General features: G+C 68.7%; 24 protein-coding genes. 7 read left to right on the top strand and 17 right to left on the bottom strand.

Annotated features, from left to right (window positions below; translation table 11 throughout):
- Nucleotides 1–2: 2 nt before the first annotated feature.
- Nucleotides 3–884, top strand: coding sequence for a DMT family transporter (locus AB7O82_RS10070; RefSeq protein ID WP_428541496.1), 882 nt, complete (start codon nucleotides 3–5; stop codon nucleotides 882–884).
- 8 nt (nucleotides 885–892) lie between these two features.
- Here the strand turns inward: AB7O82_RS10070 and AB7O82_RS10065 are convergent, their stop codons facing one another.
- The 5 genes from AB7O82_RS10065 to AB7O82_RS10045 form a co-directional block, all read right to left on the bottom strand.
- On the bottom strand, nucleotides 893–2341 hold the full coding sequence (locus AB7O82_RS10065; RefSeq protein WP_428541499.1) for an amidohydrolase family protein: 1449 nt from the start codon (nucleotides 2339–2341) through the stop codon (nucleotides 893–895).
- Nucleotides 2342–2349: 8 nt separating this feature from the next.
- Nucleotides 2350–3693: an LLM class flavin-dependent oxidoreductase gene (locus tag AB7O82_RS10060; RefSeq protein WP_428541502.1), complete on the bottom strand. Its 1344-nt coding sequence runs from the start codon at nucleotides 3691–3693 to the stop codon at nucleotides 2350–2352.
- Between the two features lie 67 nt (nucleotides 3694–3760).
- On the bottom strand, nucleotides 3761–4495 hold the full coding sequence (locus tag AB7O82_RS10055) for a glycerophosphodiester phosphodiesterase family protein (RefSeq protein ID WP_428541505.1): 735 nt from the start codon (nucleotides 4493–4495) through the stop codon (nucleotides 3761–3763).
- Nucleotides 4496–4680: 185 nt separating this feature from the next.
- On the bottom strand, nucleotides 4681–6090 hold the full coding sequence (locus AB7O82_RS10050; RefSeq protein WP_428541508.1) for an amidase: 1410 nt from the start codon (nucleotides 6088–6090) through the stop codon (nucleotides 4681–4683).
- Nucleotides 6087–6269: a hypothetical protein gene (locus AB7O82_RS10045; RefSeq protein ID WP_428541511.1), complete on the bottom strand. Its 183-nt coding sequence runs from the start codon at nucleotides 6267–6269 to the stop codon at nucleotides 6087–6089. Before AB7O82_RS10045 ends, AB7O82_RS10050 begins: the two co-directional genes overlap by 4 nt.
- Before the next feature lie 133 nt (nucleotides 6270–6402).
- Here AB7O82_RS10045 and AB7O82_RS10040 point away from each other — a divergent pair, with 133 nt between their 5' ends.
- Nucleotides 6403–8562 carry a cation:proton antiporter gene (locus AB7O82_RS10040; RefSeq protein WP_428541514.1) on the top strand — a complete coding sequence of 720 codons (2160 nt, stop codon included), beginning with the start codon at nucleotides 6403–6405 and terminating at the stop codon, nucleotides 8560–8562.
- A 14-nt stretch (nucleotides 8563–8576) separates the two neighbouring features.
- Here AB7O82_RS10040 and AB7O82_RS10035 read toward each other — a convergent pair whose 3' ends face one another.
- Nucleotides 8577–9422, bottom strand: coding sequence for a 6-bladed beta-propeller (locus AB7O82_RS10035; protein ID WP_428541517.1), 846 nt, complete (start codon nucleotides 9420–9422; stop codon nucleotides 8577–8579).
- Nucleotides 9423–9662: 240 nt separating this feature from the next.
- On the opposite strand from AB7O82_RS10035, the gene AB7O82_RS10030 reads away from it, so the two are divergent.
- Nucleotides 9663–10307, top strand: a complete 645-nt coding sequence (locus AB7O82_RS10030) for a glutathione S-transferase family protein (RefSeq protein WP_428541520.1) — start codon at nucleotides 9663–9665, stop codon at nucleotides 10305–10307.
- Between the two features lies 1 nt (nucleotide 10308).
- On the opposite strand, the gene AB7O82_RS10025 is transcribed toward AB7O82_RS10030, so the two are convergent.
- The 9 genes from AB7O82_RS10025 to phbB all read right to left on the bottom strand — a co-directional run bounded on the left by AB7O82_RS10025 (nucleotide 10309) and on the right by phbB (nucleotide 19876).
- Nucleotides 10309–11151: an ABC transporter permease gene (locus tag AB7O82_RS10025; RefSeq protein ID WP_428541523.1), complete on the bottom strand. Its 843-nt coding sequence runs from the start codon at nucleotides 11149–11151 to the stop codon at nucleotides 10309–10311.
- Nucleotides 11148–12095 carry an ABC transporter permease gene (locus AB7O82_RS10020; RefSeq protein WP_428541526.1) on the bottom strand — a complete coding sequence of 316 codons (948 nt, stop codon included), beginning with the start codon at nucleotides 12093–12095 and terminating at the stop codon, nucleotides 11148–11150. The genes AB7O82_RS10025 and AB7O82_RS10020 overlap by 4 nt, the downstream gene beginning before the upstream one ends.
- A gap of 224 nt (nucleotides 12096–12319) precedes the next feature.
- Nucleotides 12320–13816, bottom strand: a complete 1497-nt coding sequence (locus AB7O82_RS10015; protein ID WP_428541529.1) for an ABC transporter substrate-binding protein — start codon at nucleotides 13814–13816, stop codon at nucleotides 12320–12322.
- 31 nt (nucleotides 13817–13847) lie between these two features.
- The gene (locus AB7O82_RS10010; protein ID WP_428541532.1) at nucleotides 13848–14876 is read right to left on the bottom strand and encodes a P1 family peptidase; all 1029 of its coding nucleotides are present in this window, start codon (nucleotides 14874–14876) and stop codon (nucleotides 13848–13850) included.
- A gap of 3 nt (nucleotides 14877–14879) precedes the next feature.
- Nucleotides 14880–16067 (bottom strand): class I SAM-dependent rRNA methyltransferase, encoded by a 1188-nt coding sequence (locus AB7O82_RS10005; RefSeq protein ID WP_428541535.1) that lies wholly within the window; start codon nucleotides 16065–16067, stop codon nucleotides 14880–14882.
- 4 nt (nucleotides 16068–16071) lie between these two features.
- A complete protein-coding gene (gene ggt / locus AB7O82_RS10000; protein ID WP_428541538.1) occupies nucleotides 16072–17724 on the bottom strand; it encodes a gamma-glutamyltransferase in 1653 nt (550 codons plus the stop codon).
- Nucleotides 17721–18524 carry a methyltransferase domain-containing protein gene (locus AB7O82_RS09995; protein WP_428541541.1) on the bottom strand — a complete coding sequence of 268 codons (804 nt, stop codon included), beginning with the start codon at nucleotides 18522–18524 and terminating at the stop codon, nucleotides 17721–17723. The genes ggt and AB7O82_RS09995 overlap by 4 nt, the downstream gene beginning before the upstream one ends.
- Nucleotide 18525: 1 nt before the next feature.
- Nucleotides 18526–18924, bottom strand: a complete 399-nt coding sequence (locus AB7O82_RS09990; protein ID WP_428541544.1) for a carboxymuconolactone decarboxylase family protein — start codon at nucleotides 18922–18924, stop codon at nucleotides 18526–18528.
- A gap of 226 nt (nucleotides 18925–19150) precedes the next feature.
- Nucleotides 19151–19876 carry an acetoacetyl-CoA reductase gene (gene phbB, locus AB7O82_RS09985; RefSeq protein ID WP_428541547.1) on the bottom strand — a complete coding sequence of 242 codons (726 nt, stop codon included), beginning with the start codon at nucleotides 19874–19876 and terminating at the stop codon, nucleotides 19151–19153.
- Between the two features lie 131 nt (nucleotides 19877–20007).
- On the opposite strand from phbB, the gene AB7O82_RS09980 reads away from it, so the two are divergent.
- The 4 genes from AB7O82_RS09980 to AB7O82_RS09965 are packed head-to-tail and all read left to right on the top strand — an operon-like array spanning nucleotide 20008 to nucleotide 22495.
- Nucleotides 20008–21216, top strand: a complete 1209-nt coding sequence (locus tag AB7O82_RS09980; protein ID WP_428541550.1) for an MFS transporter — start codon at nucleotides 20008–20010, stop codon at nucleotides 21214–21216.
- 37 nt (nucleotides 21217–21253) lie between these two features.
- Nucleotides 21254–21679, top strand: coding sequence for a hypothetical protein (locus AB7O82_RS09975; protein WP_428619299.1), 426 nt, complete (start codon nucleotides 21254–21256; stop codon nucleotides 21677–21679).
- The gene (locus AB7O82_RS09970; RefSeq protein WP_428541556.1) at nucleotides 21676–22152 is read left to right on the top strand and encodes a DUF1348 family protein; all 477 of its coding nucleotides are present in this window, start codon (nucleotides 21676–21678) and stop codon (nucleotides 22150–22152) included. The genes AB7O82_RS09975 and AB7O82_RS09970 overlap by 4 nt, the downstream gene beginning before the upstream one ends.
- A gap of 4 nt (nucleotides 22153–22156) precedes the next feature.
- A complete protein-coding gene (locus AB7O82_RS09965) occupies nucleotides 22157–22495 on the top strand; it encodes a GFA family protein (RefSeq protein WP_428541559.1) in 339 nt (112 codons plus the stop codon).
- A gap of 156 nt (nucleotides 22496–22651) precedes the next feature.
- On the opposite strand, the gene AB7O82_RS09960 is transcribed toward AB7O82_RS09965, so the two are convergent.
- The gene (locus tag AB7O82_RS09960; protein WP_428541562.1) at nucleotides 22652–23833 is read right to left on the bottom strand and encodes an acetyl-CoA C-acetyltransferase; all 1182 of its coding nucleotides are present in this window, start codon (nucleotides 23831–23833) and stop codon (nucleotides 22652–22654) included.
- A 90-nt stretch (nucleotides 23834–23923) separates the two neighbouring features.
- Nucleotides 23924–25093, bottom strand: coding sequence for an acyltransferase family protein (locus tag AB7O82_RS09955; protein ID WP_428541565.1), 1170 nt, complete (start codon nucleotides 25091–25093; stop codon nucleotides 23924–23926).
- Nucleotides 25094–25330 lie beyond the last annotated feature (237 nt).

Below are 25330 nucleotides of genomic sequence, written 5' to 3'. Positions count from 1 at the left end.
TCATGAACGGTGTCTCGCCCAAGGTGCTGGGGCTGCTGGCGGCGCTCACACTCATGTGGGGCACCAACTGGCCGCTCTTCCGCATCGCCCTCGACGAGTTGCCGGTACTGACCTTCCGCAGCCTCGTCCTGATCTCGGGAATCCTGATGCTGGGCGCCATCTTGGCCGTGCGCCGCGAGAGCTTTGCCGTCCCGGCCGGCCGCTGGCCGGCGCTGGCGCTTGCCTCGACGACGAACATCCTGATCTGGAACATCGCCACCGCGCTCGCCGTCCTCTACATCCCGTCGGGCCACGCCTCGGTGCTGGCCTACACGATGCCGCTCTGGGTGGCGCTGCTGGGCTTCGTCGCCTTCGGTCAGCGCCTGACCGGCCGCCTGCTGGCCGCCATCCTGATCGGCGGCGCCGCCGTCGCGGCGCTGATGGCACCCAACTTCACGAGCTATGCCCATGCACCGCTGGGCATGTTCTGGGGTCTGTTCGCCGCCATCTCCTGGGCCGTCGGCACGTTCGTGGTCAAGCGCACCAGTTGGCCAGGCATGGGCCTGTCGCTCACCTTCTGGCAGGCCGTGATCAGCCTGCCGCCGGTGCTGATCGGCGCGGCGATCTTCGACGGCCTGCCGGAGCGCTGGCCGTCGGCCGCAGCGCTGATCGCCACGATCTATACCGGCGCCATTCCCACGGCGCTCGGCACCGCCGCGTGGTTCGCCCTGGTGAAGCTGCTGCCTGCCCAGGTCGCTGCCCTGTCGTCGATCGCCATCCCGATCGTCGCCATCGTGAGCGGCGTTGTGATCCTCGACGAGCCGTTGTCGCTGCTGCAGGCGCTCGCCATCGCCTCCACGGTGGTGTCGCTGTGGCTGGCGCTGGTTCCGGGTCGAAAGCGCTAGTGGGCTCGTCAGACGACCGGCAGCGACAGAGGCGCGATCTCCTCGGCCGGGCGGTGGGCGTAGTCGCGGTTCGGCGCATCGCGCAGCATGCGGGCCTGCGCCTCGGCCAGCCGCTCCATCGCCGCCGCCGGATCGAGATGCAGCGGCGCGCCGTCCTGCAGCACCACCTCGCCGCCCACTAGCACGGTGCGCACCGCGCGGTCGGCGGCGTGGAAGACGTACGAGCGCAGCGGATCGCGGGCCGGCTGCATCAGGGGATGCGCGAGATCGACCAGCACGATGTCGGCCAGCATGCCGGGCGCCAGGCGGCCGATGTCGTCGCGGCCCAGCGCTCGGGCGCCGCCGATGGTCGCTGCCTCGAAAGCGGTGGCGGAGTCGAGGCTCGCCAGCGTCTCGCTCATCAGCCGCGCGGCGTGGATGGCAAGCCGCATCTCCTCCACGAGGTTGTGCGGCGCGCAGTCGGTGCCGAGGCCGATATTGACGCCGCGCGTGCGATAGCGGCCGACATGATCCATCGCCAGGCCGTAGCGCGCGAAGGGCTGCGGGCAGTGAGCCACCGAGGCACCCACCTCGGCGATCAGGTCGAGATCGCGGGCGGTGTGCCAGCGGATCTGCGGGTGCTCGTCGAGCAGGATGCAGTGCGCCAGGATCGTGTCGGGCTTCAGCAGGCCCTGCGCCGCCGCCCACTGGACCGGCGTGGTACCGTGCCGCCGGATCATCTCGCGCACTTCCACCACGGCCTGGCCGATATGAGTCGAGAAGCGCCGCCCGGTCTCGTCGGCATGGCGCCGCGCCGCTGCGAACAGCTCGGGCGTCACGGTGTCGATCTGGGCCGGGAAGACCAGCGCGCCCAGCCGACCCGAATTGTGCGATTCGGCCTCGGCCATCACCGCCTTGGCCTTGTCGAAGGCGGCAAGCCCTGCCGCCTCGTCCCATCGCCAGGTCACGGTCTGGGGCGCGCTCATGCCCCAGCGCGCCGAGGCGAAGGTCGGGCCGGCATAGAAGCGCATGCCGCTCTGCACCATGGTGTCGAGCCAGCCGTCGAACGGCGCGGTGACGTCGCAGACGGTCGTCGTGCCGGCGCGCAGCATCTCCGAATAGGACATCACGGCGGCAGCCGACTGGCCGTCATTGTCCAGGCGGAAGGCCTGCAGGCGCTCGATCAGGCCGGTCATGTGCTGCTCGGGCACGCCATGGTCCTCGCGCACGCCGCGGTAGGCCGGCTCGGTCGTCGGATGACTGTGGATGTTGATCAGGCCGGGCAGAGCCAGCATGCCGCTGCCGTCGAGCGCCGGCTCGTTCGCCTGCAGTGGTCGCGCCCCGGCGGGCGTGATCTCGACGATCCGGCCGTCCCTCAGGAACAGATCGACGCCGCGGCGATAGACGTGGCGCGGCTCCGCCCCGTCGCCGATCACCGCCCAGGCGAGATTGCGGATCGAACTCGGTCTGGTGGTCATTCCCTGCCTCATTCCGCCGCCTTCGCCGTCGCTGCGAAGAAGCGGTTCTCCGGTCGCGGCAGGCCGAGGTTCTCGCGCATCGTCCGGCCTTCGTACTCGGTGCGGAACAGGCCACGCCGCTGCAGCTCCGGCACGACCTTGTCGACAAAGTCGTCGAGTCCGCCCGGCAGGTAGGGGAACATGACGTTGAAGCCGTCGCTGGCTTCGGTCATAAGCCACTCTTCCATCTGGTCGGCGATCATCTTGGGCGTGCCCATCACGGCAAGTCCGCCGTAGCCGCCGAGCCGGCCGGCGATCTGGCGCACCGTCAGGTTCTCGCGCCTGGCGAGCGCGATCACCCGCTCGCGGCCGCTCTTGCTCTGATTGGTCTCCGGGATCTCGGGCAGCGGCCCGTCGGGGTCGAACTTGCGCGCGTCCTGGCCGACCGCGATCGAGAGCGCGGCGATGCCGCTGTCGTAGCTCACCAGGCTGTCGAGCAGGGCGCGCTTCTCCTTCGCCTCGTCGAGCGAGTCGCCGACGATAGTGAAGGCGCCGGGCAGGATCTTGATGTGATCCGGGTTGCGGCCGATCTTCGCCGCGCGGCTCTTCACGTCGGCATAGAAGGCGCGACCCGCCTCGATCGGACCGCCGGCGGCGAACACCACCTCGGCGGTCTCGGCGGCGAGTTGGCGGCCGGCGTCGGACGCACCGGCCTGCACCATCACCGGCCAACCCTGGATGGGGCGCGCGATGTTGAGCGGCCCGCGCACCTTCAGGTACTTGCCCTTGTGGTTCAGCACGTGCAGGCGCGCCGGGTCGAAGTAGATGCCGGACTCGACATCGCGGATGAAGGCATCGTCGGCCCACGAATCCCACAGGCCGGTGACGACATCGTAGAATTCGCGCGCCCGGGCGTAGCGCTCGGCGTGCTCCATCTGCTCGTCCATGCCGAAATTCAACGCGGCATCCGGGTTCGAAGTCGTGACCAGGTTCCAACCGGCGCGCCCGCCGGAAATGTGATCGAGCGAGGCGAAACGGCGGGCGATCGTGTAGGCCGGCTCGAAGGTCGTCGAGGCGGTGGCGATAAGGCCGAGCCGCTCGGTCTTCATGGCGAGCGCCGGCAGGAGCGTCAGCGGATCGAACGACGTCACCGTGGCGCTGCGCTTCAGCGCCTCCATGGGCATGTTCAGCACGGCCAGGTGATCGGCCATGAAGAAGGCATCGAACTTGCCGCGCTCCAGCGTCTGGGCGTAGCGGATCAGCGCCTCGAGGTTGAAGTTGGCATCGGGGGTGCCGCCGGGGTAGCGCCAGGCGGCGGTATGGATGCTGACCGGGCGCATGAAGGCGCCGAGACGGAGTTGCTTGCGGCTCATGGCCGATATGTCGCGCCTGCCGGTCCGTTCGGCAAGCGGCCCTGGACGATAAGAACTAATTCGATGATTAGGATGCCGCGCGCCGCGCCACGGCGAGGTCGGGCCGGTCGGTGGTGAAGACGTCGACGCCGAGATCGAACATCCTGCCGATCAACACCATATCGTTGCACGCCCAGCCGCCGATGCCGAGGCCGGCCTCGCGCACCCGGGCGACCGTCGCGGCATCAAGCTTGTTGCCGCGCAGGCCGAGCATGGGCACGCCGTGGGCGCGGGCCAGCCCGATCACCGCATCGAGCCCGATGTCGGTCTGCAGGTCGGGCGTCACCAGCCACACGTGAGTCATCGGCGTGCCATGGCGCGGCGCCTCGGCCACGGTGCCGAGCTGGAAGCTGGTCAGTGCTGTGCGCCCGAGGACGCCCCACGCCGCCAGGGCAGCCACGATGCGCGCGGTGTGCCCGGGATAGGGGATCCGCTCGGGCCCGGCCTTGATCTCCAGGCGCAGATTGATCGTGGTCGGGCGGAAGATTTCGATCACCTCCTCGAGCAGCAGCATGCGCTGGCCGCCGCTGCCCTTGAGGGTGAGCCGGCAGAGATCGGCCCAGTCGTGCCGGCACACCGCGCCCGTGCCGTCGGTCGTGCGCTCCAGCGTGGCGTCGTGGATCACCACCAGCCGGCCGTCGCGCGAGGGGTGGACGTCGAACTCGACCTGCTCGACCGGCAGCCGCGCGGTCTGCTCGAAGGCCAGCCGGCTGTTCTCGGCCCACAGGAGGGCGCCGCCGCGGTGCGAGGCGATGTCGGTCATGAGTTTGGACTCCGGTGTACATCATCTTTGCAGGGAAGTGTCACCCTTGCGCCGAGAGAGCGGCCATGCCTCATGCGGACCGCGGGCGTCCCGCCCGCTCATGGCGCGGCTCGGCGAAGCCGAACGCGCCTTCATCAAGCTCATGAGCGGGCGGGACGCCCGCGGTCCGGAAGACCCATGACCGACTACAGAATCGGTGGATGCTTGCCGTCGACCCCGGAGGCCCGTTCCCAGGCCCGCGCGACCTGCAGCACCGTCGCCTCGTCGAAGTAGTGGCCGGCGAACTGCACCGAGAGCGGCAGGCCGTCGGCCGACAGGCCGGCCATCATGGCGAGGGCGGGATGGCCGGTGACGTTGAACGGCGTGCGTGCCTGGCGCGGATAGGTGCGCTCGAGATCGGCCGGGCGGTCGATGCGGCAGGCCGGGTCCATCGAGCTGGCGCACAGCAGGATATCGACCTCGCGCAGCACCGCCTCGACCTCGGCGATCATCTCGAGCCGGCGACGCGCAGCATGCGCATAGTCGCCAGCAGTGAAGAACGCGCCGGTCATGAGCTGGCGCCGGGCGAGTTGCCCGTAGTCGCCGGGCCGTTGCTGCAGCCACTTCTCGTGGATCGCCCAGGCCTCGCTCTGCAGGATCACGCGGTTGATGGCGCGGAACTCGTCGAGCGAGGGCAGCTTGACCTCGCGCACCTCCATACCCTCGAGCTGCAGGGTGCGCGCGACGTGCTCGAGCGCCGCCGTCACCTCGGGCTCGGCCGGAAGGTCGACCATGTGGAAATGCTGGACGAACCCGACGCGCAGGCCGTGCACCGGCCGGTCGAGAGCGGCCGCGTAATGACCGTAAGGGACGGCGGCGCTGCCGGGGTCGTGCGGATCGTGGCCGGCAAGAGTCTCCAGCATCAGCGCGTTGTCGGTCACGGTCCGGGTCATCGGGCCGACATGGTCGAGCGTGAAGGAGAGCGGGAAGACGCCGCGGCGCGACACCAGCCCATAGGTCGGCTTCAGGCCGACGATGCCGCAGCAGCTCGCCGGATTGCGCACGCTGCCGCCGGTATCGGAGCCCAGCGCCATGGGAAACAGGCCAGCGGCGATACCCGAGCCCGAGCCCGACGAGGAGCCGCCGGGATGATGGTCGGTGTTCCACGGATTGCGCGCCGGCGGCCACGGCAGGTCGAAGCTCGGCCCGCCGATGGCGAACTCGTGCGTCGCGAGCTTGCCCAGCACGATGGCGCCGGCGCCGCGCAGCTTCTGGACGCAGACCGCGTCCGCCGCGGCCACGCTGCCGTCGAGGATCTTGGAATGGCAGGTCGTCGGCAGGCCGGCGACGTCGATGATGTCCTTGATGCCGACCGGCACGCCGTGCAGCGGCCCGCGCAGCCGGCCGGCCATCGCCTCGGACTCGGCCTGCCGCGCCGCCTGCAGCGCGGCCGCGCCGTCGAAGCGAAGGAAAACGTTGAGCTTGGGATCGAGCCTGGCGATGCGCTCGATCAGCGCCGTAACCAGCGCGACCGGTGACAATTCCCGGGCCGCGATCGCGCGCGCGGCGTCCGCGGCGGTGAGCCAGGGCAGCTCGGAGAGCGCGCCGTCCCTCACAGCCCGCTCCCCGCGCGCATCGGCGGCCAAGGTTCCGCCCGCGGATCGGTGCACTTCTTGACCTTGGCGACCGCGCTTTCGGCCTGCTTCGCCGCGACCGCCACGTCCTCCGGGAATTCCGCCAACGCCTTGGCGAGGCCGGCGCGGCGCGCCAGCAATTCGATCGTCGTCTTGTCCATACGCACTCTCCTCCGCCGGACCACAAGGTCAGCACGACTTGGGCCCTACGTCCATTGCGCCCCACGTCCATCGTTGCGGACCGTCCGCGCCACCGCCTATAGACATTCAACGGATCGATCCGGGGGGACGGGCGTGGCAGCAGACCACACGACGGCAATCTTCGTCGCGCAATTGATCCTGCTGCTGCTGGTCGGCCGCCTGATGGGCGAGGTGATGGCCCGCATCGGCCAGCCCGCCATCTTCGGCCAGTTGCTGGCCGGCGTGCTGCTCGGCCCGTCGGTATTCGGCGCCTTGCTGCCGGGCCTTCACCACCTCGTGTTCCCCGACACGCCGACCCTCAAGGCGATGATCAATGCGGTATCGCAGGTCGGCATCATGCTCCTGCTGCTGCTCACCGGCATGGAGACCGACCTCTCGCAGATCAACCGAAAGCGGTTGGCCGTAGTCTCGGGCTCGGTGTTCGGCATTGCCGTTCCCTTCGCCTGCGGCGTGGGGCTCGCCTACGCCCTGCCGCCGGCGCTGATCCCCTCGCAGGTCGAACGGCTGGTGACGGCGCTGTTCCTCGGCACCGCGCTCTCCATCTCGTCGGTCAAGATCGTGGCCATGGTGCTGATGGAGATCGGCGCCATCCGGCGCGACCTGGGGCAGCTCATCCTCGCCACCGCGATCCTCGACGACACGCTGGCGTGGATCATCATCGCCATCATCACGGGCATCGCCGCGGACGGCGTGATCGATTTCCGCGACGTCGGCACCAGCCTCGCCTTCACCGGCCTGTTCCTGGTCGCGAGCTTCATGGTGGGACGGCGGATCGTCGCGCGCATCATCCTGTGGTGCAACGACAACATGGCGATCGAGATGCCGGTGATCAGCGCCATCCTGATCGTCATGTTCGCCATGGCGCTCACCACTGACCTGATCGGCGTGCATGCCGCGCTGGGCGCCTTCGTGGCCGGCATCCTGATCGGCCAGTCGCCCTTTCTCACCGAGCACATCGAGAACCAGCTGCGCGGCTTCATCATTGCCTTCTTCAGCCCGGTCTTCTTCGCGGTGGCCGGCCTGGGCATGGATTTGCGGACCCTGCTCGACCCGACCCTGTTGATGTTCACCCTGGCCATCATCGCGGTCGCCAGCGTCGGCAAGTTTCTCGGTGCCCTGGCCGGCGGCCGCATCGGCGGATTGACCGTGATCGAATCCCTGGCGCTGGCGACGGGGCTGAACGCGCGCGGATCGACAGAGGTCATCATTGCCAGCATCGGCCTGTCGATTGGCGCGCTGAGCGGCCAGCTCTACACCATGATCGTCGCCATGGCGGTGGTCACGACCATGATCATGCCGCCGACGCTGCGCTGGATGATGGCAAGGGTCCCGCTGCGCGAGGAGGAAACACGCCGGCTCGACAACGAGGAGGCCGAGCGCCGGCAGGCCCTGCCGCATATGGAGCGGGCGCTGGTGCATGTCGATGCAAGCCCCAACGGCGAGCTGATGGCGTCCGTTGCCGGCCTGTTCGCCGCCCGCCAGAACGTGCTGACGACGCTGCTGGAAGCACCCGGCGATGCGGGTACCCAGTCCACGGTCCTCGCGAGCCACGAGCGATGGCTCGCCGCCGCCCGGTCGGCCTCCGTGAATGGTTCCGAAGCCTCGTCCTCGCCGCCATCGGGCGGAGCAGCCTCGGCGCCGCACGCGCTCGTGCAGGCGCGCGCCGCATCGGGCGATGCCCTCGTGAAGGAGATAGCCAAGGGCTACGACATCGCCTTTGTCGGCGTGAGCCAACCCCTGTCCGCCGCCGGCCCGCGCTTCGAGGAGCCGTTGCACGGCCTGGTGGACGCATTCGACGGGCCGGTTGTCATCGTGATGAACGCGGCCTCCCGGCCGATCTCGCCCGGCACCCCGCTCAACATCCTCGTGCCGGCCGACGGCAGGGCAGATACCCGGCTGGCGACCGAAATAGCCCTGACCTTGGCCGGTGCGACGCGCGGTGCCCTGACGGCGCTGCACGTCTTCGATCCGCGCGAGAACACGTTGATTTCCGGCGGTCGCCCCCGTCGCGCCGGCATGTCGGTGCTGGTCGAGGCGCATCGCCTCGGCAAGCGCGGCGGCGTTGCCGTCAGAGGCCTCACCGCCACCAACCTGCGGCCCGACATCGAGATCCGCCGCGCCGTGCGCCGCGGCCGCTATGACCTAGTGGTGCTCGGCGCGTCGCTCCGCCATGGCGAGGCCAAGTTTCTCGGCACCCGCATGCTTGCCCTCGTGCAATCGCTGCCCGTGCCGGTCCTGCTGGTCGCCCGATAGCAGGCGCGCAACCGTCAGGTCAGGCGTTCGAGCTTGGTGATTTCCTGCGGCGGCAACTCGGCGAGATAGAGGTTGCCGTGGGCATCGCCGCCGAGGCCGTGCGCGCCGTTGATCGCGCCGCGACAGCGGCCGACCAGCCGACCATCGCGATCGAGCAGGCTGATGCGCGGGATCTGGTCGGTGACGAACACCATGTCCCGATCGTCCACCCAGATCTGCATCGGATGATAGAAATCACCCCATGCGGCGAGAAAGGTCCCGTCGCGATCGAACACCTGCACGCGGTTGTTCTCGCGATCGCCGACCAGCACCTTGCCGAAGCGGTCGACCCAGATGGCGTGCGGCGTGGTGAAGGCGCCTGGCCCGGTGCCAGGGCCTCCCCAGGTGGCGATCAGGGTGCCGTCGGCGGCGAAGCGATGGACGTTCGAGTTCCCGTAACCGTCGGCCACGTAGATCTCGCCATCGGCGGCCTGGGCCGCCGCTGTCGGATGGTTGAACGGCGCGTCGAGCGACGGCCAGTGCCGCTTGCCCAGCGCCTGGACGAGTTTGCCGGATCGATCAAAGCGCAGGACCTGATGAGCATCGCGATCCGCGACGAGAATGGAGTTGTCGAGCGCGGCGTTGATGTAATGCGGCTCAGCCAGCACGCCCTCGCCCCACACGCCGGCGAGGCACCCCGTGCGATCGAACACCAGGATCGGCCGGTCGGTGCCGCGCTGGGCGACGTGCACGAGACCATCGGCATCGACCATGAGATCGGAGATGAAGCCGAAGTCTTGGCGGTCGGGAAGCCTGGCCCATTTGCGATGCACGGCATAGCGCCGGTCGCCCAGGATGACGGTGTAGCGTTCGTCGGTCATGGGGTGAGTTAGGCAGGCCGGACGGAGCGCGGCAAGCTATGATTCTCCTCCCCAGCTTCGCTGGGGAGGTGTCGCGCCTTACGCGACGGAGGGGTCATGGTCTTCTTGGACCGCGGGCGTCCCGCCCGCTCAAGATCGTGAGCGGGCGAGACGCCCGCGGTCCGCATGACCATGATCCCTCTGTCCGCGAAGACGCGGACACCTCCCTACTTCGTGGGGAGGAAATGAAACGGAGACCCCATGGCCGACGACGACCGCCTTGTGCTGCATGGCAGCTTCACCTCCAGCTCGACCTACAAGCCGATGCTGTTCCTGGCTTTGGCCGGCCTGCCCTTCTCCTTCCGCACGGTCAATCTCAAGAACGGGGTGCAGAAGGAGCCGGCGCATCTCGCGATCAACCGCTACGGCCAGGTGCCGGTGCTGCAGCACCGCGGGCTGACGCTGGTGATGTCCAACGTGATTCTCGACTACCTGGCCCGCACGACGGGGCATTTCGAGGCGGCCACCGAGCAGGATCGCTGGCGGGCGCGCGAATGGCTCGCCTGGGAGAACGACGCCATCGTCAACGTGGCGCGGGTCCGCCACTTCCATCGCTTCCGCAAGGTCGACCCCGCGGTCATGGATTTCTTCGTGCCCGGCGCAGAGGCCGCGCTGGACGTGATCGACCGCAGCCTGGCGGGACGGCAGTGGCTGGTCGGCGATCACTGCACGATCGCCGATATCGGCTGCTGGGGCCGCATGGTATTCATGGCCGAAGGTGGCCTCTCGCTCGACAATCGCCCGCATGCCCGTGCCTGGCGCGACCGGCTGATGGCCACGCCCGGCTTCGCGCTGCCCTACGATCTCATCCCGAAGAAGGACGCCGAGCTTCCGCAGGTCGCCTGACCTATCCGACCCTCAGCAGGCGCAGGCGCGGGTCGAGCAGGTCGCGCAGTCCGTCGCCCAGCATGTTGAGGCCGAGCACGGCGAGCGCAATGGCGAGGCCCGGCCAGATGGCGAGCTCGGGCGCCTGGAAGACGTAGGTCTGGGCGTCGCGCAGCATGCGGCCCCACGACGGGATTGGCGGCTGCGCGCCCAGCCCGAGATAGGACAGGCCCGCCTCGGCCAGGATGGCGACGGCGAACTGGATGGTCGCCTGGACGATCAGCACGCTGGCGATGTTGGGCATCACGTGGCGAACGGTGATGCCGAGCGGTCCCTGCCCCATCGCCGTCGCCGCCCGGATGAAATCGCGCCCCCACATCGACAGCGCCGCGCCGCGCGTCACGCGGGCGAACACCGGCACGTTGAAGATGGCGATGGCCAGGATGGCGTTCTGCGCGCTGGCGCCCAGCACCGAGGTGATCAGGATGGCGATCAGCACGGCGGGAAAGGCGAAGATCAGGTCGGACAGGCGCGACAGCGCCTCATCGACCCAGCCGCCGCGCGCTGCCGCCCAGGCGCCGAGCGCCACCCCACCGGTCATGCCGATGGCGACGGCGATCAGCCCGACCGTGATCGAGGTCTGCGCCCCCACCATGATGCGCGACAGCACATCGCGGCCGAGATGATCGGTACCCAGCGGAAAGGCGGCTGACGCGGGCTGCAGCTTGAGCCGCATCTGCAGGGCGTCGACCGCATGCGGCGTCCAGAAGATCGACACGAGCGCGGTGCCGACGAACAGCAGCAGCAGCACGGCGCCGATCTGGAAGCCGACATGACGCCAGGCGCGGGCGAGGAAGCCACTCACGTGGCCACGCGCGGCCGCGGATCGAGCACGGCGTAGGCGACGTCGACCAGCAGGTTGACCGACAGCACCAGGATGGTGAACAGCACGACCACGTTCTTGATCACGACGAGGTCGCGATTGTTGATCGAATCGTAGACCAGCTGGCCGATGCCGGGCAGGCGGAAGACGCTTTCGATGATGACGGCGCCGGCGATCAGGAATCCGGCGATCAGGCCGGCCACGGTGGTAACGGGGACGAGCGCATTGCGCAAGGCATGGCGGAACAGGACGGTCCGCTCAGGCGCCCCCTTGGCGCGCGCAGTGCGCACGTAGTCCTCGCGCAGCGTATCGAGCATCGAGGAGCGGGTGACGCGCGTCAGGATGGCGATCTCGCCCAGCGACAATGACAGGGCCGGCAGGACCAGGGAATGCAGGGACTTCACCGGATCCTGCCTCCAGCCGGGAAAGCCGCCGGCGGGGAAGAACTGCCAGGTCACGGCGAACAGCAGCACCAGCACGATGCCGAACCAGAAATTCGGCACCGAGATGCCGATCTGGGTGAAGCCCATGACGCCCCAGTCGCCCGGCCGGCCATGCTTCCAGGCGGCAAACACGCCCAGCGGAATGGCGACCAGCACGGCCCAGGAAAGCGCCAGCGCGCCGAGCGGCAGGGTCACCAGCAGGCGATCGCCGATCAGCTTGGCGACCGACGTGCCGTAGGCGTGGCTGCTGCCGAGATCGAAGGTCAGCAGGCCGCCGATCCATTGGACGTATCGGACGACCAGCGGCTGGTCGAAGCCATACCTGGCGCGCAGCGCCGCCAGCGTATCCGGCCGCGCGTCGGTGCCCAGCATGACCAGCGCCGGATCCCCCGGCAGCACCTCGACCACGGCGAACACCACGACCGTCGCCAGCACCAGCGTCACCAGCGCCGCGGCGAGTCGCCGTGAGAGGAAGTCGAGCACTCTATTCGCTTCGCGTTCTCCTCCCCAGCTCCGCTGGGGAGGTGTCGCCGTCATACGGCGACGGAGGGGTCATGGCCGGGAGCGCGCCACTCCCGTGGCGCTCTTCTTGTTTGATCGCACGGCCCATGAGCGCCACGGGAGTGGCGCGCTCCCAGCGATGATCATGACCCCTCCGCCCCGTATGACGGGGCACCTCCCCCGATTACGGGGGAGGAGAAAAGAATCTACTTCCAATGCACGCCCGTCAGGTCGACCTGCGGGGTCGGTGAGTTCTCCCACATACCGACCAGATCCTTGCGCCACACGCCGATCTTGGCGAGCTGCCAGAGGAAGCCGTTGACGGCGTCCCTGGCGATGATGCGCTGGGCGTCCTTCAGGAGCTCGTCGCGCTTGGCGAAGTCGGTGGCGCTCACCACCTCGCGCCACTTGGCCTTGAACTCCGGCGAATTGTAGGCCCAGTAATAGCCGTCGCGGCCATAGCGATCGAGATCGTTGGCCTCGGTGTGGGCGACGATGGTGAGATCGTAATTGCGCTCCTTGAACACCTCGGAGAGCCACTGCGGCCACTGCAGCTGGGTGATCGCCACCTTGATGCCGATCTTGCCGAGCTGGCTCGCGATCACCTCGCCGGCGCGCTGCGCGTAACCGACCGGCGGCAGCTTCAGGCTGGCCTCGAAGCCGTTGGGGTAGCCCGCCTCGGCGAGCAGCGCCTTGGCCTTGGCGATGTCGAACGGATAGGTCTTGGTGAGATCGACGTAGGCCTTGTTGTGGGGCGCGAAGTGGCTGCCGATTGGCGTGCCGAAACCCGACTCGGCCGAGATCAGCTCGTCGCGGTTGATGGCGTGCGCAATCGCCTGGCGCACCTTGGGATTGTCGAACGGCTTCTTGCCGTTGTTGGTCGCCAGGATGACCTCGCCCTCGGTGGTGCCCACGACCACGACGAAGCGCGGATCCTTGCGCAGGCGATCGACCAGCTCGGGCGCCTGGAACCCGGGGAACGCGTCGACGTCGCCGGCCAGCAGCGCGCTCACCTGCGCCGACGGGTCCTTGACGATCTTGAAGATCACGGTGTTGAGCTTGATCGAAGCCGGATCGCGCCAGGTGGGCGAGCGCACCAGGGTGATCGAATCGCCCTCCTTACGCTCCTTGAACATGAACGGGCCGGTGCCGATCGGATGCTTATCGTTGGTCGGCGCCGACTTGGGATGCATGATGCCGGCATCGCCCAGCGAGAGGCTGTAGAGCAGGAAAGAGTTGGGCGACTTCAGGGTGATCTTGACGGTCGACGGATCGACCACCTCGACCTTCTCGATGTCGGTGTAGAGCGACTTCGCCGGAACCGTCGAATTGGGCGCGAACAGCCGGTCGAGCGAGAATTTCACCACCGAGGCATCGAGCGGCTCGCCGTCGTGGAACTTCACCCCCTGGCGCAGCTTGAAGACGTACTCCTTGCCGTCCTCGGAGATGCTCCAGCTCTCGGCGAGACCGGGGCCGATGGCGCCGGTGCGATCGATGCGGCCGAGGCTCTCGTAAATGCTGGGCGTCGTCACCTCGCGGATGGCGGCAGCGGCGTTCTTGGTCGGGTCGAGCACCGGCGGCTCGAGCGACAGGCCGATCACCAGTCGGTCCTTGGCCTGGGCCCAGGCGGCCTCGCCGAGCACCGACAGGGAGGCGAGTGTGGCCGAGGCGCCAAGAAGCCGACGACGGGAAACTGAGTTCACGGAAACCTCCGTTGCTGAGTGAACAAGTCTATCAGCGGCCGAACACGTCCCGCCAGCCGCGCGCCGCCCCGAGCGTGCCGGCGCTGTAGACGCCGCGCGCCACCGCGCGGGCGAGACAGTCGGCGGCGAGCGTGCCGAGCTCGGCCAGCGCCAGCGGATCGCTCGCCAGGTCGCGCCTGCCGGTGGCGATCGAGAAGACCGTGTCGCCGTCCTGCGGCGTATGGACGGGACGGATCGAGCGCGCCAGCCCGTCTTGCGCCATCACCGCCAGCCGCTCAGCCGACGCCTTGTCGAGGCGCGCATTGGTCGCCACCACGGCGATGGTGGTGTTGGCGCGCGGGTCGCTGCGCGCCAGGTCGGCCGGATCGTGCGTCAGGTCGGCGCGATCGTGCGAGACCGGCAGGCCGAGACCGCGCGGCGGCGGCGGCAGGCCGCCGAACTCGCCGTCCTGCTCGACCGGCCACGCCCAGAACTGCGCCATGTCGCCCATGGTCGTGTAGCCGCGGGCGTTGACCGCGACCAGCGCGCCGACCTGCAGGCCGCTCGCCGGATCGACGGCCGACGCGCTGCCGAGCCCGCCCTTCAGGTTGCCGGCCTTGGCGCCCAGTCCCGCGCCCGCATTGCCGAGCTCGAAATCGCGGCCGGCGTTGCCCGTCGCCCGATAGGCCAGCTCGCGATAGGGCGGCCAGTCCCAGCCCTTGTCGCCGCCGTTCAGCAGGTCGAACAGGATCGCCGTCGGCACGATCGGTACGATGATGTCGGCAATGGCAACGCCACGGCTGCGCTCGCGCAGCCAGCGCATCACGCCGTCGGTCGATGACAGCCCGAACGCCGAGCCGCCGCTGAGACAGATCGCGTCGACCCGATCGACCCGGCACGACGGATCGAGCAGGTCGGTGTCGCGCGTACCCGGCGCGCCGCCGCGCACGTCGACCGACGCCATCGACGGCTCCTCGCACAGCACCACGCTGACGCCGGAGCGCAGGCGCTGGTCCTCGGCATTGCCGACCAGGATGCCGTCGACGTCGGTGATGAGGTTGCGCGGGCCGGGTCGCAGCATGGCTTAATCGAGCTGCAGGGTGAGCGCCTTGAGGTAGGCCGATTCGGGCAGCGCCGGATGCACCGGATGATCGAGCGCCGCGCCCGAGCTCAGCAGGATGCGGCCGCTGCGCTCGGCGTCGCGCAGGCCGCGCCGCACCTGCTCGGCGAACAGCGGCGGATCGACCAGATGCGAGCACGAGGCGACGAACAGGAAGCCTCCCCGAGCCACCGCCGGCGCCGCCAGGCGCACCAGCTTGCGATAGCCCTGGGCGCCGCTCTTGAGATCCTTGCGGCTCTTCACGAAGGCCGGCGGATCGCAGATCACCACGTCGAAGCTGCGCGCCTGCTGCGCCTCCAGGGCATCGAACGCATCGCCCTTCTCGAACGACATCGTCGTCGTGACGTCGTTCAGGCCGGCCGCCGTCCTGGCGGCCTCGAGCGCCGGCTGCGAACGATCGACGCAGATCACCGAGCGGGCCCCGCGCTTGGCCGCCAGCACGCCGAAGCCGCCGCTGTAGCTGTAGACGTCGAGCACGCGCCCGTCCGCGGCGAGCCCCGCCACGAAACGCCGGTTGTCGCGCTGGTCGTAGAACCAGCCCGTCTTCTGCCCGCCCGACAGATCGGCGACGAAGCGCGCGTCGTTCTCGATCAGCTCGACGGTGCCGGAGGCGTCGCCCCTGGCGACCGATACGTCGCGCTTCAGGCCTTCGAGCTCGCGCACCGGCGAATCGTTCTTGAGCACGATCGTGCGCGGCGCGAGCTCGGCCTCCAGCGCTTCGAGCAGCACCGGGGTCAGCGCCTCCATGCCCGCGGTGTTGACCTGGACGACCAGCGCATCGCCGAAGCGGTCGACAATGACGCCCGGCAGGCCGTCGGCCTCGGCATGGATCAGGCGATAGTATGGCACGCCGATCAGGCGATCGCGCAGGGCGACAGCCCGGGCGAGCCGCCGGCCGAGGAACAGCGCATCGACCGCGGCTTCGGGATTGGTCGACAGCACGCGTGCGGCGATCAGCGAATGCGGATTGAAGGTGACCAACCCAAGCGCCTCGCCGCCCGGCGCGCGCAAGACGGCGAGCGAGCCCGGCGGCAGGGCACGCGTCGCGGCGTCCATCAGGATCTCGTTGGAGAACACCCAGGGATGCCCGGCGCGTACGCGGCGATCCTCGCCGGCGCGGAGCAGCACGCTGGGCCGCTTCTTCTGTGTCAACCGACTACTCTCCTTTGGCCGCGCCATCTCGCCGGGGATCGGCGGCACCCTCCCACCCGTCGTCCACCCGGCGCACGCCGGACAACCCGCCCTCGTGCCGGCGGACTTGTACCCGATGACCGAGCGCGCGCAAGGCATCGGCGTGGCCGGAAAGAGGCGTTTCGGCCTCCAGCTCGGTCACCCCGTTGACGTTGATGACACGCGGCAGGGCGACCGCCTGCTGCATCGACAGATTCCAGTCGAGCAGCCCGATCACCGCCTGCACGGTGTCGCCGATGATGCGCGCGCCGCCGGCCGAGCCCAGCGCCGCCAGCAGCCTGCGATCGCCGTCGAAGACGAAGGTCGGCGACATCGACGAGCGTGGCCGCTTGCCGGGCTGCACCCGGTTGGCAACCAGTCGGCCGGCGATCGCCGGTCGCGCCGCGAAGTCGGTGAGCTCGTTATTGAGCAGGAATCCCCGCACCATCATCCGGGCGCCGAATGGCGCCTCGATCGTCGTCGTGAAGGTGACGGCGTTGCCCATCCGGTCGACGATGCTGACGTGGCTGGTTCCACGCTCGACATAGCCCGGCGGAAGGCCCGGCTCGACGTCGCCCATGCTGCGGATGGGCGACATCAGCGTCCGGCGCTGGTCGAGATAGACTTCCGACAGCATGCCCGCCACCGGAACGGCAACGAAGGCGGGATCGGCGACATAACGCGCACGGTCGGCGAAGGCGAGACGGCTCGCCTCGGCGATCAGGTGCACGGCCCGCAGGCTGTCGGGGGCGTCGTTCCAGATGTCGAACGGCTCCAGGAGCTTCAGGATCTGCAGCACGGCGATGCCGCCGGAGGACGGCGGCGGCATGCCGCAGACCGTCCAGCGGCGATACGGGCCGCACAGCACCTCGCGCTTGACGGGCCGGTAGCCGGCGAGGTCGGCGAGCGACAGCGTGCCGGGGCGGACATGGGTACGCACCCGCTCGACGATCTCGCGCGCGATGTCGCCTTCGAGCACGGCGCTCGGCCCCTGGTCGGCGATCAGCCGCATGGTCGCGGCGAGCGCCGGGTTGGTCACCCTCTCGCCCAGCCGCTTCGCCGAGCCATCGGGGTTGAAGTATACCGCGCGGATGCCGGGCTCGTCGGCGAGCTTCGGCAGGCGGCCGAGCCACTGCACCAGACGGGGCGGCGCGGGAAAGCCGGCGCGAGCGGCATCGATGGCCGGCGCGAAGAGGTCGCGCCAGGCGAGCCTGCCGTGCTCCCTGTGCGCCTGCTCCAGCATGGCGAGCAGACCCGGCACGCCGACCGCGAAGCCCGACGCCACGGCCTCGGCGAAATCGAACGGCTTGCCGTCGGCAGCAAGGAACATCGTCGCCGTGGCGCCGGCCGGCGCCGTCTCGCGGCCGTCATGGACGGTGATTGCACCGCTCGCGGCATCGTAATGCAGCAGAAAGCCGCCGCCCCCGATTCCCGAGGCATGCGGCTCGACCACGCCCAGCACCATCTGCACGGCGATGGCCGCGTCGAGCGCGGTGCCGCCTCGGCGCAGCATCTCGAGGCCGGCCTCGACGGCGAGCGGATGGGCCGCCGCCACCATGGCCTGCGGCGCCGCGAGACCTGCCGGGACCCGCCAGACGGCGACCAGCAGGACAACGGCGGCGAGCAGGCGCCGGATCATGCGCGGCGCGCGACGATGAACAGCCGACGGAACGGGAAGAGCGTGATGCCGTCGGGCCGGGTCGGATAGGCCTCGGCGAGCAGCTTGCAGTAGGCGTCGTAGAAACCGGCGCGTTCGCCTTCGTCGAGCACCTGCATGTAAGGCCGCAACCCGGTCCCGGCCGTGTATTGCGCCACCGGATCCTTGCCGGTGAGGGTCTGCTGGTAGATTGTCTCCCAGATCTCCAGGTCCGAGCACAGGGGCTTCAGCGCGTCGAAGTAGCGCGCCGGATCGTGCACCGTGCGGATGCCCTTCACCTTCGCGATCTTGTCGCGCCACCGTCCGGCTTCGGCCGCGGTGCGCATCAGGGCGTGCGAAGGCGCCTCGTGGTTGCGCGGCATCTGGATGGCGAGCTGGCCGCCCGACGGCAGCAACTTCAGGAGGCCAGGGAAGTAGTCGATATGGCCTTCGACCCATTGGTACGCCGCGTTGCTGTAGAGGATCGACGGCGGCAGAGTGGGCTCGAAGCGCGTCAAATCGCCTTTGCTGAAGCTGATGCGTGGATCGGCGCTCTGGCTGCGCGCCTTGGCCAGCATGTCCTCCGACGAATCGATGCCGATCACCGGCGCCTGCGGGAAGCGCTCGGCGAGGACACGGCTGATGTTGCCGGCGCCGCAGCCGAGATCGTAGATCGCATGCCCCGGCCGGACGGCGTTTGCCGGATCGAGCCGGCCCATCAAGTCGAGGGCCGGCCGCATGCGGCTGTCGGCGAACTTGAGATAGAGGTTGGCGTCCCAGGCGGGTGACTTGAAATCGTTCACGTCATTGCTCCTCGAACGCGGCGTCGACCGGAACGCGATAGGCGGTGGCGATCTTGTTGCCCTTCTGCGCCGCCAGCACGACCGCCATGAACTCCTCGTGCATTTCCTCGGTCATGCCCTTGCGGCGCGCCATGGCGCCGTGCGAGGCGATGCAGTAGTCGCATTGGTTGGTGACGCTGACCGCGAGGTAGATCAGCTCCTTGGTCAGCGGATCTAGCTTGCCCGGCGCGAAGGCCGCCTTCATCTCGGCGGCGAACTGCTCCATCACGGCAGGATGGCGCGCCAGCGCCTTCCAGACATTGTTGATGGCCGACGGATCGACCCCGCGCGCCGCCGCGATGCCGTCGACGACGGTCCTGGCGCGCGGCTTCATGTCCTTGTACTCGGTGAGCTTGGCCATCGAAGGTTCCTCTTGCCCGCCTTCCCAGCGAAGCTGGGGAGGTGTCGCCTTCATACGGCGAGGGCGGGGTATTTGCTGGGAGCGCGCCACTCCGTTGGCGCACTTGTTGTTGATCCCACATTCCATGAGCGCAATGGGAGTGGCGCGCTCCCAACATGAATCATGCCCCCTCCGTCCGCGAGGACGCGGACACCTGTACCAGCGAAGCTGGGGAGGAGAATGATCATCAATACATGTGCTGGCCGCCGTTGATCGACAGGGTCGAGCCGGTGATGAAGCCGGCGTCGTCCGCCACCAGGAACATCACGCCGCGGGCGATCTCGTCGGCCTTGCCGAGGCGTCCGACCGGGATCTTGGCGACGATCTTCTCCAGCACATTGGCCGGCACGGCAGCCACCATGTCGGTCTCGGTATAGCCCGGCGCTACGGCGTTGACGGTGATGCCCTTGGCGGCGCCCTCCTGGGCCAGCGCCTTGGTGAAGCCGTGGATGCCCGACTTGGCGGCGGCGTAGTTGACCTGACCGTACTGGCCGCCCTGGCCGTTGATCGAGCCGATGTTGACGATCCGGCCGAAGCCACGCGTGTTCATGCCGTCCCACACCGCCTTCGACATGTTGAAGCAGGAGCCGAGATTGGTGTCGATCACGGCATCCCACATGTCGCGGGTGAGGCGGCGCATCGTCGAATCGCGGGTGATGCCGGCATTGTTGACCAGGACATCGACAGGCCCGAGGTCCTTCTCGATCTGGGCGACCACCGTCTGACAGGCGGCGAAATCGCCGACGTCGAACTTGTAGACGCTGATCCCGGTCTCCGCCTTGAATTTCTGGGCAGCCGCGTCGTTGCCGGCATAGGTGGCGGCGACCGTGTAGCCCTTGTCCTTCAGCATGCGCGATACGGCGGCGCCAATGCCTCGGGTCCCACCCGTCACGACAGCAACACGTCCGGCCATTATGTCCTCCCATCGGTTTCCAATGCAGCCGCCCTACTCTATCCGGTTCTGTGGGGTTGCCGGCAAGCGCGACGAATTCGCCGACGGTGGCGGATAACGAGCCGCGGGGCAGCGGTCATAGAACCGTCGCCATGAAACCCTTCACTGCCCTGCTCGGCGCCGCTGCCGGGACCCACGCCGCCGACCAGCTGGCGCTCGCTACCCTTCCGCTCACCGCGACCCTCGTGCTGGGCGCCGGACCCGACGTACTCGGCCTGCTGGTGGCCTGCCAAAGTGCAGCCTGGCTGCTGATCTCCTTGCCGGCCGGCGCGTGGATCGACCGGGCACCACGCCGCACGCTGCTGATCGTCGGACTGGGCCTTGGCCTCACCGCCTCGATCGTTGCCGTGATCGCGGCCGCCGCCGACCTCTCCCTGCTGCTCGGCGTCGCCGCCTTCGTCGGTGCGGCTGGAACGGTCGTCTACGCCCTCACGTCGGTTTCCCTCCTACCCAGCCTGGTACCGTCGTCGGACCTGCCGCGCTCCAACGCGCGGCTCGAGCTCGCCCGGGCCATCGTGAGCCTCGCCGCGCCGTTCGTGGCTGGCCTGCTCGCCCAGCTCCTGTCGCCGACTTGGGGGTACGGGCTGGCGGCGCTCGGCGCTGCCCTGGCACTCGCCTGCATCCTGGCGCTGCCCAAGGCGCCGGCGCCGCAGTCCGAGTCCGACCGGGCGTCTTTTGTCGCTGCCATCGAGGCAGGCGCCCGCTTCGTCGTGCGTCACCAGCTGCTGCGCGGCATCAGCCTGTGCGCGATCTTCTGGAACTTCGCCTTCTTCGCCCTGCTCGCGATCTGGGCGCCGCTGGCGCTGGGACCGCTCGGGCTCGACCCGGCCGGCATGGGGCTGGCGCAGTCGGCCTATGGCGCCGGCCTGATCCTGGGTGCGGTGGCGGCTCCGATTGCCGCACGGCGCCTGCCGCCGCTGGCCATCCTGATCTTCGGTCCGGCGATCTCCGTGATTGCGGCCTGCAGCTTTCTCGCCGCGCCGGCAGGGCACGGCTTCGCCCTGGCAGCCGCAGGCCACTTCCTCGTCGGGTTCGGCCCGATGATGTGGCTGATCTGCCAGACCACGGTGCGCCAGTTGGTGACGCCGGCGCCGCTGCTGGGCCGCGTCAACGCCACGGTGCAGACCGCCATCTATGGCGTGCGGCCGCTGGGTGCTCTGGCCGGCGGGCTGGTCGCGGCGCAGGCCGGCTGGCAGACCGCGCTGCTGCTGATCGCCGTGTCGTTCCTGCTGTCGACCCTGGTCATCCTGCTCTCGCCGCTTGCACGCTTGCGCACCTTGCCGCAAGCGGCTTGCGCCTGACGCCGAATCAGTCGACTTTGCGCCCCGGAGGTCGGGGATGAAGAAGCTTCTGGTTGTCGCGGCGCTGTCCATGCTCACGGGCTGCGCGGGCCAACAATCGCCCTGGGTGCAGGCCTACGGCACGAATTTCCCGCAAGCCAACCCGGGCGAGGCCGCGGTCTATCTGGTGCGTGGACCTGCCCCAGCCGATGCGCCGCCGATCAACATCACCATGGGCCAACAGGCCCTCGGAGGGTTGCCCGGCCAGAGCTGGATGCGCCTGAATCTGGTGCCCAAGCTGTACGACATACGGGCGTACGGCACGCAGGCCAACGCCGAACTCATCATCACCGTTGACCCGGGCCAGACGCGCTTCTTCGAGGCCGTCACCGTGGAGCCCGGCAGTGCCAGACTCATGGAGATTGGGCCGGGCGATGGCAGGCGCCTGGTCAACCAGGGACAACAGGCGCCGATTCTGCAATGACCGACGCGCCGCGCCCGCCGTTGCCTCCGTTCACGCCCGAGACGGCGGCGGCCAAGGCGCGCGCTGCCGAGGACGCCTGGAACAGCCGCGACCCCGAGCGCGTGTCGCTCGCCTACACGGCCGACAGCGCATGGCGCAATCGCGCCGAGTTCTTCCAGGGCCGCGAGGCGATCAAGACTTTCCTTGCGCGCAAGTGGGCGAAGGAGCTCGATTACCGCCTGATCAAGGAGCTGTGGGCCTGTGATGGCAACCGCATCGCCGTGCGCTTTGCGTACGAATGGCACGACGATTCGGGCAGCTGGTTCCGCTCCTACGGCAACGAGAACTGGGAGTTCGACGAGCGCGGCCTGATGCGCCGGCGCATCGCCTCGATCAACGACCTGCCCCTGCGCGAGACCGACCGCAAGTTCCATTGGCCTGCGCCTGGTCCTCGACCCGCCGATCACCCGGGCCTGAGCGATCTCGGCCTTTGAAACCATGCCCGAGCTTCCCCTCACCGGTCGCTGGGCCTGCGGACAGCTGCGCTATCGCAGCGACGCGGCCCCCCTGGTGTCGCTTTACTGTCAATGCCGCGATTGCCAGTACGACAGCGGCACCGGGCATTCGTGCCATGTCATGCTGGCGGAGGCGGCGCTCGTCCTGTCGGGACCGGTCAAGCTCTACCAATTGATGGCAGACAGCGGCGAAGCCGCTGTCTGCGTTTTCTGCCGGAGTGCGGATCATCCTCGCAGCGGCACGGTTCCCGGCGCAATCTTCGTCATCGCCGGACGCCTTGATGATCGGCGTGGTTCGTGCCGACGACGATTGTCTACATAGCGAGCGCCCAGCCGTGGGACAGGCTGGACGCCGCGCTTGCGCGCTTCGATCGCATGCCGCCGCAGCGGCCGCGTCGCTGACCGTCAATCGCGCCGGACGCCGATCGCTTCAGGTGTCCTCCGCAGATCGTTTCAGGTGCGTTCCACGCACATCATTTCAGCTGCGTTCCACGCACATGGCGATGCCCATGCCGCCGCCGATGCACAGCGTCGCCAGGCCCTTCTTGGCGTCGCGCTTCTGCATCTCGTAGAGCAGCGTCGTCAGCACGCGCGCGCCCGAGGCGCCGATCGGATGGCCGAGCGCAATGGCGCCGCCATTGACGTTGAGCTTGGCCGGGTCGAGGCCGAGCTCCTTGCCGACCGCCACGGCCTGCGCCGCGAACGCCTCGTTGGCCTCGACCAGGTCGAGATCCTTGACCGTCCAGCCGGCCTTCTTCAGCGCTTCCTGCGAGGCCGTCACCGGGCCGATGCCCATGACCTTCGGGTCGACGCCCGTGGTCGCCCATGAGACGATCCTGGCCAGCGGCTGGATGCCGCGCTTCTTGGCTTCGTCGGCGCTCATCAGCACCAGGGCGGCAGCGCCGTCATTGATGCCCGACGCATTGCCTGCGGTCACCGAGCCGCCTTCCTTGGTGAAGGCCGGGCGCAGCTTGGCCAGCGCCTCGAGCGTGGTGCCGTGGCGCGGGAACTCGTCGGTATCGACCACGACGTCGCCCTTGCGGGTCTTCACCGTGACCGGGACGATCTCGTCCTTGAAGCGGCCGCTCTTCTGCGCCGCCTCGGCCTTGTTCTGCGACGAGACGGCAAACGCATCCTGGTCGGCGCGGGTGATCTGGTACTTCTGCGCCACGTTCTCGGCGGTGTTGCCCATGTGGTAGCCGTTAAAGGCGTCCCACAGGCCGTCCTTGATCATCGAGTCGACCAGCTTGAAGTCGCCCATCTTGGTGCCGTCGCGCATGTGGGCAACGTGCGGCGCCTGGCTCATGCTCTCCTGGCCGCCGACCACCATGATCGAGGCGTCACCGTTGCGGATCGCCTGCCAGCCGAAGGCGACGGCGCGCAGGCCGGAGCCGCACAGCTGGTTGATGCCGAGCGCCGTCTTCTCGACGGGAATGCCGGAATTGATCGCCGCCTGGCGGGCCGGGTTCTGCCCCTGACCGGCCGACAGGATCTGGCCCATGATGACTTCGTCCACCTCTTCCGGCTTCACCTTGGCGCGCTCCAGGGCGCCCTTGATCGCGGCCTTGCCGAGATCGTGTGCCGGGACTGAGCCAAACGCGCCATTGAACGAGCCGATCGGCGTGCGCGCTGCGCTCGCGATGACGATGTCGGTTGCCATAGTGCCCTCCTCGAGTGCCGCCCTGTCGCTATTTATAGGGGCGCGGTCGAGCAGGGCAAGGACCGGGGCAGCCGCGGTGCGGATCACGGGTCAACCGGCCGCACGTGCGCGGGCAGTCACGGGCATCGGGCGAAGCCCGAACAGCGGACGCACGAACCACCAGGGACGAACGGCGACGAGGTAGAGGATCGACGTGCCGAGGAAGGTCGCGGTGACAGCCAGTATGAACCCGGCGGCCGGCAGCACGCCCATCTCGAGGAGCCAGTAGACCGCGATCACCGTCACGGTCTGGTGCAGCATGTAGAAGGGATAGACCGCCTCGGTGGCCTCGCCCAGGAAGGCCGGCCGCCGCGCCAAGTGGCAGTTGGCGAAGCCGATGATGGCGAACAGCCAGGCCATGGTGTTGACCGCCGACACCAGCGCGTAGGCCGGACGATCCGACGGTGCGATCACCGGACGCACCGCGCCGTCGATGAACAGGACGTACAGGGCCGCATAGGCCGCAATGCCAATGCCTAGCGACAGGAAGCGCTGACGGTTGAGCGCGGCCAGGAGATCGCGCGAGCCGAACAGAAAGGCGCCGTAGAGCAGCAGGATGCCGTAGTAGACGAGACCGTACCAGTCGCCGACCAGGCCGTTGGGGTTGGACGAGATTGGCGCCAGCCACAGTATGCAGGCGGCGAGTGGCAGCGGCAGCAGCCAGTGGAGCCCGGCGCGCGCCGTGACAGTCGCCGCCCGGTCGAGCGTCGACCGTCCCGACAGGCTGCGCGCCCACAGGAAGACGGGCAGCAGTACGGCGGTAAGCACAAGCACGTAGGCCAGGAACCACAGATGGTGCCAGCTGAGATTGCCCGCGGGATAGGTGCCGATGAACGCTTGCGGCAGCCATTGCAGATAGGTCTCGGTGATGCGGCCACTGTACAGACGCTCGAGATAGACCTGCGGCGGCACCAGCACGATCATGCCGAAGACCAGCGGCACGAGGAGCCGGCGCACCCGGTCGAGGGCGAAGGCGCCCGGCGAGCGCTGGCCGAGCGCCAGCATGATGGCGGCCCCCGATACCAGGAAGATCAGCGGCATGCGCCAGCGGTTCACGAAGCGCATCCCCTCGCGCAGCCAGTCAATGCTGTCGGGACTGACGAGATGCCAGTTCCAGCCCGACCATGCCATGCCGGCGTGATAGACGATCAGCAGGGCGAAGGCGGAGACGCGCAGCCAGTCGAGGTCGGCGCGGCGCTCGGAAGCAGAGGGGGCGGGCATGTCGGCACCTTGGAAATTGGACCTTTCACAGGGCCTCCCTCCTACGCCTCAACTCTTTGATTACAGGGCATTTTGTGACGACCGGCGCGGCCCGTGGGACGACCGGCAGGATGGCCGTGACGTCCGGTCTCGGTGCGCAATGGCAGCGTCATGCTCTTCCGGACCGCGGGCGCTTGCCCTGAGAGCTTGCCGAAGGGTCCCGCCCACCCCGGCGCATTCATATGCGCCGTTCATTCC

Origin of the sequence: Reyranella sp., assembly GCF_050185545.1 — a bacterium.
GTDB lineage: Bacteria > Pseudomonadota > Alphaproteobacteria > Reyranellales > Reyranellaceae > Reyranella.
This window is presented reverse-complemented; position numbering and strand designations above follow the sequence as displayed.